A 12,835-nucleotide genomic window follows, 5' to 3' on the forward strand; every position below is an offset into this window, starting at 1 on the left:
CACAGGAACGCCTGCTCTCTAGTTCTTCTTCAACGCGGCCAAGGCCTCGGCCAAGGGTCCGCTGGGCGTGTCCTCAGTGACAATTCCGGCTCTTTCGCGTGCCGCGTCGGCATTCGGACCTTCCGCATAGGGATCGATTGCCAGTGCCAGGCTCTGCGCGATAGCCTCGCCGAGATCGAAGCTGTCGCCTCTGTACTCGATCTCGTCGAGGTCTTCGCGCTCGAGTTCGATCTCTTCGCCTTCCACTGCGACCTCGCTTTCGCTTGCCGGGACGAACACGAAGTCGAGTTCTTCATCGATGGCGACGGGAAAGTCTTCGCCCGAAATCGCGCAAGGCTGAGTGATACTGGCTGCAAGCATGCCGGTCGCCGCTACGCGTTGCCCGTCGGGGTCGAGCGCCACCTCGGCTCGAAGACTATCAATGGTCGTGATGCCGAAGCGCGCAGCCAGCGCAGCGCGTTCGGCTTCGTCGGCTTCGACGACGACCGGTTCGTGCTTGATCGCCCGCAATTTGACTAAGCGGCTGAGTTCGTGCGCGCTCACAGCATCAGATCCGCGTGCAGCAATTGGTCGTATGTGAGGGCATCGAGTGCGGCGGCAAAGCGGCGCACTTTCTTGGCGACGCAGGCAGGCGAACCGCCTTCCGAGAAGGTCACATTGCGCTCGATCGCGGCTACCAAGGCTGCATCGTCGGCCTGCGCCAGCCCTTCACGCAAGGCGCCGGTGCGTCCGCCCAGCGCGCTCATCAGCTGACCGAGCTTCTTGCCGACCGTCGGGTCGCCGATCCCGGCTTCACGTAGCTGCCCGTCCATATCGTCGACAAAGAGCTCGGTCAGCCGGGCGGAGGCGGACAAGGTCTCGGGATCGCGTTCGACCCGCAGCATGACAACGGCGAGGATCGTACTGAGCATGTCGAAGCGCCCTTCGAGCGTGTCGGCCACGCCGCATTCGGCATAGAGATCGGGGCTGCGCGCAACCTTGACGATCTGGTGCCACAGCGGGCGGAGCTGCTCCTTGGGGTCTGGGGTGCGCTGGAAGAGTTTGCTCAGCAGGCTCATCTTTGGCAGGTCTCCAATCGAGGTCGTGCGGCCTATTCATCCGCAATTCAAACCGCTCTGCGCACAGGCGACTAGGCAATCGCCGTTGCAGAGCCGGGTGCTTCGCCCTAAGGCTCGCAGCCGATATAGGGAACGGTGCCGAAGGCGAAAAGCCTAGCCGGTACGGAGCGATACGAAGGAAGGTTTATCGATGGCATTTTGCTTTGGCCGCAGAGGGAGCCGTGCAAAGGTTCTCGGGGCTGGCGCATTGCTGGCGATGGGCCTCGCGCTCAGCAGCTGCGGCACGATCCGCGAGAGCCGCGGATACGTGGTCGACCAGCTATTGCTCGACCGGGTTCAGCCGGGCATCGATAACCGGCAGTCGGTCGCTGCGACACTCGGTCGCCCGACCTTCGAAAGCCAGTTCGGCGAGCCGACGTGGTACTACGTGTCCAGCGTGACCGGTCGCCGCCCCTTCGTCCGCCCACGCATTCGCACGCACCAGGTGCTAGCGGTTCGTTTCGACCAGGCCGGCAATGTGATCGCCACCGATATTTCCGGAATCGAACAGGTTGCCTACATCACACCCGATGGCGACAAGACCCCCACGCTAGGCCGTGAGCGCGGGTTCCTCGAGGACCTGTTCGGCAATATCGGCACCGTCGGTGCACCGGGTGCCGGGGCCCCGGGTGGACCGGGGCGTTAGGTTCCGTTCCACCAGCCTGACTTGACCCCGCCACGCCGCGCCCCATATCGCGCGGCATGGACACATCTTTAAACGCCCACGGCCTCACGCAATGGCACGGCACCACCATCATCGGCGTCAAGCGCGGCGACAAGATCGTCGTCGCGGGTGACGGCCAGGTCTCGATGGGCAACACCGTGATGAAGCCCAATGCCAAGAAGGTGCGTCGGATCGGTGAGGGCAAGGTCGTGGCTGGCTTCGCCGGTGCTACGGCCGATGCGTTCACGCTCTTCGAGCGGCTGGAACGCAAGCTGGACCAATATTCGGGTCAGTTGATGCGCGCTGCTGTCGAGCTCGCCAAGGATTGGCGCACCGACAAGTACCTGCGCAATCTAGAAGCGTTGATGATCGTCGCCGACAAGGAAACTTTGCTGGTTCTGACCGGAAACGGCGATGTGCTTGAGCCGGAAGGTGGTATCGCCGCGATCGGGTCGGGGGGGAACTATGCCCTCGCTGCTGCGCGCGCCCTTTCCGACTACGAAGACGATGCCGAACAGATCGCCCGCAAGGCCATGGCCGTCGCGGCAGAAATATGCGTTTTCACCAACGGCAGCGTCACGCTCGAAACCGTTTAATTTGCCGTCATCCCAGCGAACGCTGGGATCTGCTTCCACTTGTGAAGCGCCCGATTGACAGAGATCCCAGCGTTCGCTGGGATGACGAGAGTAAATGACCGAAGCACTCACCCCCAAGGCGATTGTCGCCGCGCTCGACGAGCACATTATTGGTCAGAAAGACGCCAAACGCGCCGTTGCCGTTGCGCTTCGCAATCGCTGGCGCCGCTTGCAGCTTGGCGCGGAACTCCGCGACGAAGTCACGCCCAAGAACATCCTCATGATTGGCCCGACCGGCTGCGGTAAAACCGAGATCAGCCGCCGTCTGGCCAAGCTTGCCGAAGCGCCTTTCATCAAGGTCGAAGCGACCAAGTTCACCGAAGTCGGCTATGTGGGTCGCGATGTCGAGCAGATCGCGCGCGACCTGGTCGAAGAAGCAATCCGGCTTGAGAAAGATCGCCGGCGCGAAGCGGTTCGTGAAGCCGCCAGCACGGCCGCCATGGAGCGGCTGCTGGATGCGCTGGTCGGCGATAATGCCAGTGAAGCAACCCGCGAGAGCTTTCGCGAACGGGTCGTCCAGAACGCGATGAACGATGTCGAGGTAGAAGTCGAAGTCTCCGATAGCCCGAGCATGCCGATGGAAATTCCCGGCCTCGGCGGCAATGTCGGCATGATCGACCTCAGCGACATGATGGGCAAGGCGCTGGGCCGCAACAACAAGAAGCGGCGCAAGCTCAAGGTGCCGGACGCTTGGGACAAGCTGGTCGAGGAAGAGGCCGAAAAGCGCATGGACCAGGACGACGTGTCGCGCGTCGCGCTGGAAAATGCCGAAACCAACGGCATCGTCTTCCTCGATGAGATCGACAAGATCGCCGTGAGCGACGTGCGCGGCGGCTCGGTCAGCCGCGAAGGCGTACAGCGCGATTTATTGCCCCTTATCGAGGGTACAACTGTGTCAACCAAGCACGGACCGATGAAGACCGACCACGTCCTGTTCATTGCCAGTGGCGCTTTCCATGTTTCCAAGCCGAGCGACATGTTGCCCGAACTGCAGGGCCGCCTGCCGATCCGCGTCGAATTGCGCGCGCTTGAGATCGAGGACTTTGTCCGCATCCTCAGCGAGACCCGCGCCAACCTCGTCGAACAATACAAGGCCCTGCTGGGCACCGAGGACGTGACGGTCGAAATCACCGACGACGCGATCCGCGAAGTCGCGACGATCGCCGCGCAGGTCAACGAGAGCGTCGAGAATATCGGTGCCCGCCGCTTGCAGACAGTGATGGAGCGGCTGCTCGAGGAATTGAGTTTCGAAGCCGAAGAGCACAAGGGCGAGACCATCGTGATCGATGCGGCCTATGTGAAGGACAAGCTTTCCGAACTCGCCGAGGATAGCGACCTCAGCAAATATATCCTGTGACGCGGCCCGTCGCCGAAACCGCAGCGACGATCGCCGGGATGGATCCGGTGCTCGACGAGCCGCTGTGGTGTTTTGTCGGCGGGTACGAGCCGGAGCTGGTCATACAATGGATGAGCCATGCGCTCGGCACATTCCGCGAAGCCGAAGGGCTTTCGCTGATCGTCCCGCATGCGGTCGCGCTGGAGCACGAGCTTCAAGCCGATCCCTATGCGCGAATTACCTTGCGGGTGCATTCGGCGCTGGAAGGCGTCGGGCTGACCGCCGCTGTTGCCAGCGCACTCGCCAAGGCCGGGATCGCCTGCAATATGGTTGCCGCCCTGCGCCACGATCATGCTTTCGTGCCGGCAGACCGCGCCGAGGAAGCGCTGGCGATCCTCAAGCAGTTGCAGGCTACCGCCACGCTCTAAGGGTGCGGCGCCAGCCCCAGTTCCACGCCCGTCCGATCGGTCACGGCATGGCGATCGACCATGTCGGCGCTGGCTTCATTGAGGCCCACCACCTGCACGCTGCGTCCGTTGGCGCGCATGCGCTCGACCACCTTGTCGAGTGCGCCGACGCCTGAGATGTCCCAGAAATGCGCGTCGGACACGTCGATGATAACGTGATCGGCAGGGTCGGGCTGTTTGCTTTCCGGCCCGAGCGCGGCTTCGAAACGTTCCACGCTGGCGAAAAAGATCTGCCCCCTGGCGGTATAGGTGGCGGTATTGCCTTCGCGGGTGCGAGTGACTTCGAACAGGTTCATCACCATGGCGGCGAAGAAGATGCCGGAGAGCAATACGCCGACCAGCACGCCGAGCGCCAGGTTGTGTGTCGTCACCACGACAGCAACCGTTGCCAGCATGACGACCGAAGCCTGCCACGGATGATGGCGCAGGTTGGGGATCGAGGTCCATGAGAAGGTCCCGATCGAGACCATGATCATCACCGCGACCAGCGCGGGCATCGGGATCTGGCCCACGATCGGCCCGAGCAGCCAAAGGAGGAGCAACAGCGTCACCCCTGCGGTCAGCGCCGAAAGCCGTCCACGCCCGCCGCTGGTGACATTGATCACGGATTGCCCGATCATGGCGCAGCCGCCCATGCCGCCGACGAGCGCTGCGCCGATATTGGCCACGCCCTGGCCCCAGGTCTCGCGCCGCTTGTTGCTGCCGGTGTGCGTCATATCGTCGACGATCCGCGCAGTCAGCAGGCTCTCGATCAGGCCGACCGCTGCCATGGTTGCCGAATAGGGAGCGATGATCTGCAGGGTCTCCCACGTCAGCGGCACGTCGGGCCAGACGAAATAGGGCAGGCCTTCCGGCAGTTCGCCCATGTCGGAGACTGTGTTGACCGGCGCATCGATCCAGATCGTCAGGAGCGTGAGCAGCACGATTGCGACCAGGGGTGACGGCACAGCCGTCGTCACGCGCGGCAGCAGGTAGATGATCGCCAGCGCCACTGCGACCATGGCATAGGTTTCCCACCCGACATTGGTGAGTTCCGGCAACTGCGCCATAAAGATCAGGATCGCCAGCGCGTTGACGAAGCCGGTGATGACGGCGCGGCCGACGAATTGCATCAGCAAGTCCAGTCGCAACACGGCAGCGATGCCCTGGAATATACCCATCAGTATCGTCGCGGCGAAAAGGTATTCGACCCCGTAATCGCGGACCAGCGGGATTACCACGACGGCGACCGCCGCCGTCGCCGCCGAGATCATGCCGGGCCGACCGCCAGTGAAGGCGATGATCATCGCAATCGCGATCGAGGCATAGAGCCCCACGCGCGGATCGACCCCGGCGATGATCGAGAAACCGATCGCCTCGGGGATGAGCGCGAGGCTTACGACGATCCCGGCCAGCAAGTCGGCGCGCACATTGGAGAGCCAGTCGCGTTTGAACGCGGCGGGTGAATACATGAAACCAGTCCTGTGAGCTGTCCGGTGCGGGAAATCGCTCGCAAGCGGCACCGGAAGAATGAGCGGGCGCAGGTAGGCAATGTTGCAGTGCAGCACAACCCTGCGCATGCGAATTCACCATTGCGCCTTGCAGAAGGGCATTGCCGGTTTGTCGATTGGGTGAAGGGTCAGGTTGTCAGGCACCAGCAGGGCTGATTTAGTGGCCGAATCAATCGCGTATTGAATTTGGGGGTCTGCACATCATGAAATCTTCCGCTCTTGCCGCCGGCGCGGCTTTGCTCGCGCTGGCGACCGCTCAACCTGCGCTCGCCGACGATCACACTGCCGATACACCGGTGCTCAGCGCGCCCGAGATCGAATTTACCGAATGGACGCTCGACAACGGCCTGCGCGTGATCGCGTTGCCCGACGACAGCACACGGACGGTCTACACCTCGGTCTGGTACGATGTCGGGTCCAAGCATGATCCCGATGGTCGGTCCGGCTTCGCTCACATGTTCGAGCATATTCTCAGCCGCAAGACGCAGAACATGCCGTATAATCTCATTTATTCGCTGACCGCGGACGTAGGCGGCACGCGCAATGCCTCGACCGGTTACGATCGCACCAATTATTACGAGATCGTTCCCGCCGAATATCTCGAGACGATGCTCTGGACGCACAAGGAGCGGATGGCGCTGCCGGTGGTGGACGAGCAGGTTTTCGAAAGCGAGCGCGGCGTGGTGAAGGAGGAATTCCGCACCCGCGTGGCGTCGCAGCCCTATGGTCCGTTGATCTCGCTGGCCTTGCCGGAGAACGCGTTCGACACATTGCCGCAGCGGCGCCCGATCATCGGAAGTATCGAAGATCTCGACTCGGCCGAGCTTGGCGATGCGCTGGCGTTCCACGAAGCCTATTACGGCCCCGACACCGCAACCCTGATTGTGGCGGGCAATTTCGCGATCGAGCAATTGCGCGCCCTGGTCGACAAGTACTTCGCCGACATCCCGCGCCGGGCCAATCCGTTGCCGCTCGACATCGCACCCTCGACGGTCGAACGGACCGAGCCCCGCAGTTTCGCGATGACGAACCCCAACGTGCCGTTGCCGGTCGTCGGCTCCTTGTGGAAGCTTCCGGCGGCAAACCATCCCGACATACCGGCACTCTTGCTGCTGGACGGTATCCTCGGCACGGGTGCCAGCAGCCGCTTGCAGGAAAAGCTCGTGCGGTCCGGCATTGCGGTGGACAAGGCGCAGATCATGCGGCCATCCGAGGAAGGCGGCTATTTCGCGACCTTGGCATTCGTCAGCCCGGCAGGCGACACGGCTGTTGCCAAGCAGGCGATCGATAACACCCTCGCCGACATTCGCGAGAATGGCGTGAGCGAGGCCGAATTGTCGGAGGCGCGCAACGAGTTTTTCGCCGCGCGTTTGAACTCGCGGCAGACCGCCCGCGGCCGTGCCAGCGAGCTTGGCGAAGCCTTGTTTACCTCAGGCGGCGACCCGCGCGCGGCGGACATCCTGCTGCAAGCGATCACACAGGTCACGCTCGACGACATCAGGCGCGTAGCGGCGGAATATCTCGATCCATCGGCGCGGACGGACCTTTCCTATGCAGCCGGCGAAGCCAACCCGGAGGCGTGGCGCAACCCGGTCCCCATGCCGGAATACGTCACGCTGCCACCGTCCGGCAGCACGCCGCTCAGCGTATTGGATGAAAGCCGGCGCGAGCCGGTGCCGGGACCATCGGCGGCACCGGCCGTCGCCGATCCGGAACTGGTGCAACGGACGCTGGATAACGGCATCAAGCTGGTCGCTGCACAGACCGGCGATGTGCCGATCGTGACCATTACGGCGGTGATGCCGGGCGGCGCGATCACCGACTCGCGCGAATTGGCCGGAGTCTCATCGCTCGCTGCCTCGCTCGCCGATCAGGGCACCAGCAGGCTCGACGCGGCTGGGCTTGCGGCAGCACTGGAATCGCTCGGGGCAAACCTTTCGGTCTCGCCCGGCGATGAGGGCACGTTGGTAAGCGTGAACGCGCCGGCGGCCACTATCGACAAGGCGGGTGCCCTCTTGGTGGAGGTGCTGCGCGATGCGTCGTACCCGCAGGACCAGTTCGATATCCAGAAGGCGCGGCTGCTCGACAATGTGAAATCGCTGCGGTCGAATCCGTCGGCACTGCCCAGCGTGGTGTCCGCACCGATCCTGTTCGGCGACGCGCCGTACGGGATCGGCGCCAATGAGGCCACGATCGCAGCCATCACGCCGGCGGACCTGATAGCCTATCGCGAGAAATGGTGGCGGCCGGACACGATGCAACTGGTCATCAGCGGCGGGATTCCGGCCGAGCGGCAGGTCGCGCTGGCGCAAGATTTGTTCGGGGGCTGGACCGCCGATGGCGATGCGCCCGAATTGCCGGGCGAACGCGCCGGCGAGGCGCGCCCCCCGCGCACCATCGTCGTCAACCTGCCCGACGCGGGCCAGGCGACCGTGCTCGCGGCGGTCCGCGCACCTTCGCGGGCAGCGGACGACTATTTCGACCTGTCGATCGCCAATGCCATCCTCGGTGGGGGCTCGAGCGGCCGCCTGTTCGAGGAAATCCGCACCAAGCGCTCGCTCAGCTACGGAGCCTACAGCGGGCAACCGTCGCGGGTCGACGAAGGCTATCTGACAGCCAGCTCGCAGACCGCCAACGAAACGGTCGGCGATGTCGTCGAAGTGATGCTTGGTGAGTTCGACAGACTTTCCAGCGAAGACTTCGATCCGGAATTCATCGAGGCGCGCAGGCGTTACCTCGTCGGCTCCTCGGAACGGCGTCTGGAGACTTCGGCAGGGTTCAACGGCGCGATCGCCGGTCTGCTGCAAAACGGTCTCGATCCTGCCGAGGCGCTTCGCTACGCGGCCAATCTAGGTGAGGTAACGCCCGAGCGGGCGCGCGCAGCCGCCGATGCCTATATCTCGTCGGAGGACGCGACGCTGATCATCGCTGGCGATGCTTCGATCTTCCTCGACGACCTGAAGGCCATAAGGCCCGACGTAACGGTGATCGAAGCGGCGGATGTAGATTTCGCAGATCCATTGGGCGAGATTGCCGTGGCGGGTGAGTAATCACTCCGCCGCTTCGGCGGTCGGCTCACTTTCGGCCTGCTGGCGGGCCCACATCTCGGCATAAAGGCCGCCGCGTCGCAGCAAATCGGCGTGGCGGCCTTGCTCTTCCAGATGGCCATCGTCGAGCACCAGGATGGTGTCGGCATCGGAAATGGTCGAGAGCCGATGGGCGATTGCCAATGTCGTGTGGTTGCGGCTGACACGTTGCAGCGTGCCGAGAATATCCTGCTCGGTTCCGCTGTCGAGCGCGCTGGTGGCTTCGTCGAACAGGAGAATGGGCGGTCCCTTGAGCAGGGTGCGGGCGATCGCGACGCGCTGCTTCTCGCCGCCGGACAGTTTGAGACCGCGCTCGCCGACTTCGGTTTCCAGTCCGTCGGGCAGCTTTTCGATGAAAGGCAGGATTGCCGCGTCGTCGGCGGCGCGCAGGATTTCCCCCTCGCTGGCTCCCTCGCGGCCATAGGCGATGTTGTAGCGCAGGGTGTCGTTGAACAGCACGCTGTCCTGGGGGACGATGCCGATGGCTTCGCGCAGCGATTGCTGCTGCACCTTGGCGATGTCCTGCCCGGCGATCAGGATGCGCCCGGCCTGCGGATCGTAGAACCGGAACAGCAGGCGACCGATAGTGCTCTTGCCTGCGCCCGACGGGCCAACGATGGCGACGCGCGAGCCGGCGGGTACTTCGAAGCTGAGGCCGTGCAGGATCGTCCGCTCGGGATCGTAGCCGAACACGACGTTGTCGAAGGCCACCGTCGGGGGGTCGGCGACGAGCGCAGGCGCGCCGGGCACATCGATTACTTCGACCTGGGTATCCATCAGGCGGAACATTTCCGCCATGTCGACCAGACCCTGTCGGATCGTACGATAGACCCAGCCGAGCATATCGAGCGGGCGAAACAATTGCATGAGATAGAGATTGACCGCTGTCAGGTCACCGACGGTCAGCGCCCCCTGGCTCCAGCGCCAGACCACGAATCCCATCGCGAGCGCCATCAGGCCGTTGGTGATCAGCGCCTGCGTTATGTTGAGCAGCCCAAGCGAGTTTTCCGATTTGATCGCCGCTTCGGCATAGGCGCGCGCGGCCGAGGCATATCGATCCTCCTCGCGCTTTTCCGCGCCGAAATATTTGACCGTTTCGAAATTGAGGAGCGAGTCGACCGCACGGCTGAGTGCCCTGCCGTCGAGATCGTTCATTTCCGCGCGCAGCTTGACCCGCCACTCGGTGATCCAGCGGGTGACGGCGATATAGAGCACCACGGTGACGCCGGTCGCCACGACGAGCTCCCAGCCGAACAGTGCGTAGAAGATTACCGCTACAGCGGTCAGTTCGACCAGGGTCGGAGCGATGTTGAACAGGATGAAATAGAGCATCGAGTCGATGCTCTTGGTGCCGCGTTCGATCGTCTTGGTGACCTCTCCGGTGCGACGCGAGAGGTGGAAACGCAGGCTCAATTGGTGCAGCCGTGCGAACACATCTTCGGCAAGGTCTTGCGTTGCGATCTGCCCGACCCGCTCGAACACGATGTTTCGAACCTGATCGAAGACCAAGCTCAAGATGCGTGCGCCGACATAGGCGATCACGAAGCCGAGCGCGACCATGGTCAGAGGATCACCATCAGCCGCCATGGTATCGATCGCACCCTTCATGGCGAGCGGCATGGCGAGGATGATTGCCTTGGCAGCAAGCACCATGATCAGTGCGCCGACAATCCGCGCCTTCAGGTCGCGGCGTCCGGCAGGCCATAGATAGGGCAGGAACCGCCGCAGCGTGCCCCAGCCGTCGAAATCAGCCTTGGATTTTGTGGGATAGTCGGGCGGCATGCGTCCCTAAGTGGGGCTCAGGCATACATCCGGCAAGCGCGGAGACTGGATGCCAGCAGACGACGGGTGCTGGCTAACCGCCGACGCGGCTGGGGAAGAACACGCGCTGGTAGGGGTTCACGTTGTAGGAGCCGCCCGGCAAATCGAACAACACCCGCCGCGAAGAGAAGTCGATCGCGATGCGCTCGAAGTTCTGCAGGTTACGCATCCCCATGATGACGGTCGGCTGGTCCTCCAGTCCCAATGCGGCAAATGCCGGGCTGTCGGCAAAGCTGATCGGGACGTTCGACAATTCCATTCCGCCAATCTGCAGTCGCTTCGCCCAACCGAGTTTGCCGACCACCAGGACCCCGTTGACGTCGGTCGATTGGACTTCGGTGCCGAGCCGTGCGCGCATCTTGCGCTGCAAGGCCCGGTTGGCGACCGTGTTCTGTGCCCCCGTGTCGATAATGACCGACGTCTTTATGCCGTCGATCCGGGCGTTGGTGATGATCATCTGTCCCAGCCGTCGTCGCGCCTTGACCACGATCTCGTAGCCGCGATTGCCGCCCAGCGAGTCCGCATCGGCCACCGTCATCCGGTCTTCCTTGAAGTCTATCAACACGCGCAGGTCCTGCAGGCTGTCGAGACCAAGGATGCCGTCGGCACCGAAATTGGCGCCTTCGAGCAGCGGCGATTCCAGATTGTCGAACAGCCTTCCTGCAAATTCGAGCCCGTTGAGCCGAACCATGTCCACCTCGCGCCGGCTGCCCATGGCGACGAGCGTGGCGCGCCCGAGCGGGGTCATGCCGATTTCGTGCGAGACCTTCTTGCTGACCACCGTCGCCTGCGCCCCGGTATCGATCATGAAACGGTATGGACCCTGGCCTTCGATGGTGACCGGCACAGTCAGCCGTTCATACCGGTCTTTCTCCGCCTGGATGACGTCCGGGTCGATCGCTTCGGTCGGGGCCGTGGCTGCCTCGGGGGTGTTGCCGACAGCGCTCGCCGGTGCAAGGGCGGCGGCCAGCAGGGTGCTTGCACCGGCGAGCGACCGTTTAAGCATCTGTTTTCTCCATGGGGCCGGGGGCGATCGTGCAGGGCTGTTCCCGGCCCGCGCATACGAGAGAGTATCACGGGTGTCGTGCTACGCCAAACACGGGCGTTCTCAAGCCGGGGCGTGCCCCGCCGAATTGCGATCGGTATGCGTGGTCACGGCAGGAGACGGTTCGCCCTGCCGCAGCATGGCCCAGGTTTCCGCAATAAGATGTGGCCAGAAGATGCGGATGGCGAGACCGTAGACTGCGGCTCCGCACAGCGCCTTCGCGAGCAATTCGATGAATGGGGCCGGATCGGGCAGGAATGCGTCGAGGGCCAACACCGCCAGCACCATCGTTCCGTTGGCCAGCATGATCGGGGAGAGCTCGCCGAAAAGCTTGCGCCACGTAAGGCCGATCCGGGGAAGTGTCAGCAGCAGTGTCCAGAACATTAGCAGCGGCGCGCAAATCCACCAAGCGTAGACGAGGCCGAAGGGTCCCGACGCAACGCCTACCAGGAATGACAGGGGGAAAATGATCGCACCGAACGCATTGGTCCGAACGTACACGCCGGGTTCGCCCATCGCGTTGGTGACGGGGCTGCACACGATCTGGATCGCCATGGCCGGCATCGCCAAAGCCAGGCCTGCGGCAATCGGCGCCATAGCAACCCATTTTTCGCCGAACAGCGTCAGCACCGCCGGTTCGGCGGTCAGTGCCAGCCCGAAATAGATCGGAGCGGTCACAAGCAGGACCGTGCGCAATGTCTTGAGGAAATAGGGGGCGAGCGATTTTCCGGTCCTGTGCAATTCGGCATAGGCCGGAAACGCGACATCGTTAATCGGCGGCAGGAAACGACCGGTGACAATCAGGGTGAGAAAAAGCGCCTCGGCATAAAGCCCGAGATCATGCGTATCGAAAACCCGACCGGCTATGAAGATGTCGCTTTGGCTCTGGATGATCCAGAACATCTGGCAAACTGTGAGGGCCCCGCCAAAATGGAGAATGTCGCGCGCGCCGCGCAAATCGAAGACCGGCGGGACAAGCGAACGAGCGGCGATGGTCAAGGCGATCGCACGAAACACGAAGCCGGAGATAGGCGCGTAGACCAAGGCCCACACGCCGTAACCCCACCAGGCCATGACCAGTGCCACGATGGCGGCGAGGGTAGCGGCGAGCATGCTGATCTTGCCCTGGATCCGGAATTCGAGCCGCTTGGCCAGCAACTCGGATGGTAGAGCGGTGAAGGGAATGGTCAGGAA

General features: G+C 63.1%; 11 protein-coding genes (1 of these 11 cut by a window edge). 5 read left to right on the forward strand and 6 right to left on the reverse strand.

From position 1 onward, the window contains the following. Nucleotides 1–18 precede the first annotated feature (18 nt). Together EL2594_RS00195 and EL2594_RS00200 are read right to left on the reverse strand one after the other, a co-directional pair. Entirely contained in the window at nucleotides 19–543 is a 525-nt protein-coding gene (locus EL2594_RS00195; RefSeq protein ID WP_011413010.1) for a YceD family protein, read from the reverse strand. Continuing rightward, nucleotides 540–1,058 (reverse strand): ubiquinol-cytochrome C chaperone family protein, encoded by a 519-nt coding sequence (locus tag EL2594_RS00200; protein ID WP_011413011.1) that lies wholly within the window; start codon nucleotides 1,056–1,058, stop codon nucleotides 540–542. Before EL2594_RS00200 ends, EL2594_RS00195 begins: the two co-directional genes overlap by 4 nt. A 256-nt stretch (nucleotides 1,059–1,314) precedes the next feature. Between EL2594_RS00200 and EL2594_RS00205 the strand changes: the two genes are divergently transcribed. The 4 genes from EL2594_RS00205 to EL2594_RS00220 all read left to right on the forward strand — a co-directional run bounded on the left by EL2594_RS00205 (nucleotide 1,315) and on the right by EL2594_RS00220 (nucleotide 4,160). Beyond that, nucleotides 1,315–1,743, forward strand: coding sequence for an outer membrane protein assembly factor BamE (locus tag EL2594_RS00205; protein WP_011413012.1), 429 nt, complete (start codon nucleotides 1,315–1,317; stop codon nucleotides 1,741–1,743). 56 nt (nucleotides 1,744–1,799) lie between these two features. Next, complete coding sequence (gene hslV, locus EL2594_RS00210; RefSeq protein ID WP_011413013.1) at nucleotides 1,800–2,357, forward strand: ATP-dependent protease subunit HslV; 558 nt, start codon at nucleotides 1,800–1,802, stop codon at nucleotides 2,355–2,357. A 94-nt stretch (nucleotides 2,358–2,451) separates the two neighbouring features. Next, nucleotides 2,452–3,753: an ATP-dependent protease ATPase subunit HslU gene (gene hslU / locus EL2594_RS00215; RefSeq protein ID WP_011413014.1), complete on the forward strand. Its 1,302-nt coding sequence runs from the start codon at nucleotides 2,452–2,454 to the stop codon at nucleotides 3,751–3,753. After that, on the forward strand, nucleotides 3,750–4,160 hold the full coding sequence (locus EL2594_RS00220) for an ACT domain-containing protein (protein WP_011413015.1): 411 nt from the start codon (nucleotides 3,750–3,752) through the stop codon (nucleotides 4,158–4,160). The genes hslU and EL2594_RS00220 overlap by 4 nt, the downstream gene beginning before the upstream one ends. Here the strand turns inward: EL2594_RS00220 and EL2594_RS00225 are convergent. Beyond that, a complete protein-coding gene (locus EL2594_RS00225) occupies nucleotides 4,157–5,650 on the reverse strand; it encodes a SulP family inorganic anion transporter (RefSeq protein WP_041684927.1) in 1,494 nt (497 codons plus the stop codon). The genes EL2594_RS00220 and EL2594_RS00225 overlap by 4 nt on opposite strands. Nucleotides 5,651–5,892: 242 nt before the next feature. On the opposite strand from EL2594_RS00225, the gene EL2594_RS00230 reads away from it, so the two are divergent. Beyond that, nucleotides 5,893–8,739: a M16 family metallopeptidase gene (locus EL2594_RS00230; RefSeq protein WP_011413017.1), complete on the forward strand. Its 2,847-nt coding sequence runs from the start codon at nucleotides 5,893–5,895 to the stop codon at nucleotides 8,737–8,739. Here EL2594_RS00230 and EL2594_RS00235 read toward each other — a convergent pair whose 3' ends face one another. From EL2594_RS00235 to EL2594_RS00245, 3 genes are all read right to left on the reverse strand, one after another. Continuing rightward, nucleotides 8,740–10,557, reverse strand: a complete 1,818-nt coding sequence (locus EL2594_RS00235; protein WP_011413018.1) for an ABCB family ABC transporter ATP-binding protein/permease — start codon at nucleotides 10,555–10,557, stop codon at nucleotides 8,740–8,742. A gap of 73 nt (nucleotides 10,558–10,630) precedes the next feature. Then, nucleotides 10,631–11,602 carry an aspartyl protease family protein gene (locus EL2594_RS00240; protein WP_011413019.1) on the reverse strand — a complete coding sequence of 324 codons (972 nt, stop codon included), beginning with the start codon at nucleotides 11,600–11,602 and terminating at the stop codon, nucleotides 10,631–10,633. A gap of 102 nt (nucleotides 11,603–11,704) precedes the next feature. Next, on the reverse strand, nucleotides 11,705–12,835 hold the 3' portion of the coding sequence (locus tag EL2594_RS00245; RefSeq protein WP_011413020.1) for a lipopolysaccharide biosynthesis protein. Its footprint extends 333 nt past the window's final position; 1,131 of the gene's 1,464 nt are visible here — the last part of the coding sequence; its start codon lies beyond the right edge, outside the window — the gene reads right to left on this strand; it ends in the stop codon at nucleotides 11,705–11,707.

Origin of the sequence: Erythrobacter litoralis HTCC2594, from assembly GCF_000013005.1 — a bacterium.
GTDB lineage: Bacteria > Pseudomonadota > Alphaproteobacteria > Sphingomonadales > Sphingomonadaceae > Parerythrobacter > Parerythrobacter litoralis_A.

What these genes read in the sequence shown, in the direction of transcription:
- EL2594_RS00200 (WP_011413011.1), bottom strand. Translation starts at nt 1,058, where the DNA reads ATGAGCCTGCTGAGCAAACTCTTCCAGCGCACCCCAGACCCCAAGGAG.
- EL2594_RS00205 (WP_011413012.1), top strand. Translation starts at nt 1,315, where the DNA reads ATGGGCCTCGCGCTCAGCAGCTGCGGCACGATCCGCGAGAGCCGCGGA.
- hslV (WP_011413013.1), top strand. Translation starts at nt 1,800, where the DNA reads ATGGACACATCTTTAAACGCCCACGGCCTCACGCAATGGCACGGCACC.
- hslU (WP_011413014.1), top strand. Translation starts at nt 2,452, where the DNA reads ATGACCGAAGCACTCACCCCCAAGGCGATTGTCGCCGCGCTCGACGAG.
- EL2594_RS00225 (WP_041684927.1), bottom strand. Translation starts at nt 5,650, where the DNA reads ATGTATTCACCCGCCGCGTTCAAACGCGACTGGCTCTCCAATGTGCGC.
- EL2594_RS00230 (WP_011413017.1), top strand. Translation starts at nt 5,893, where the DNA reads ATGAAATCTTCCGCTCTTGCCGCCGGCGCGGCTTTGCTCGCGCTGGCG.
- EL2594_RS00235 (WP_011413018.1), bottom strand. Translation starts at nt 10,557, where the DNA reads ATGCCGCCCGACTATCCCACAAAATCCAAGGCTGATTTCGACGGCTGG.
- EL2594_RS00240 (WP_011413019.1), bottom strand. Translation starts at nt 11,602, where the DNA reads ATGCTTAAACGGTCGCTCGCCGGTGCAAGCACCCTGCTGGCCGCCGCC.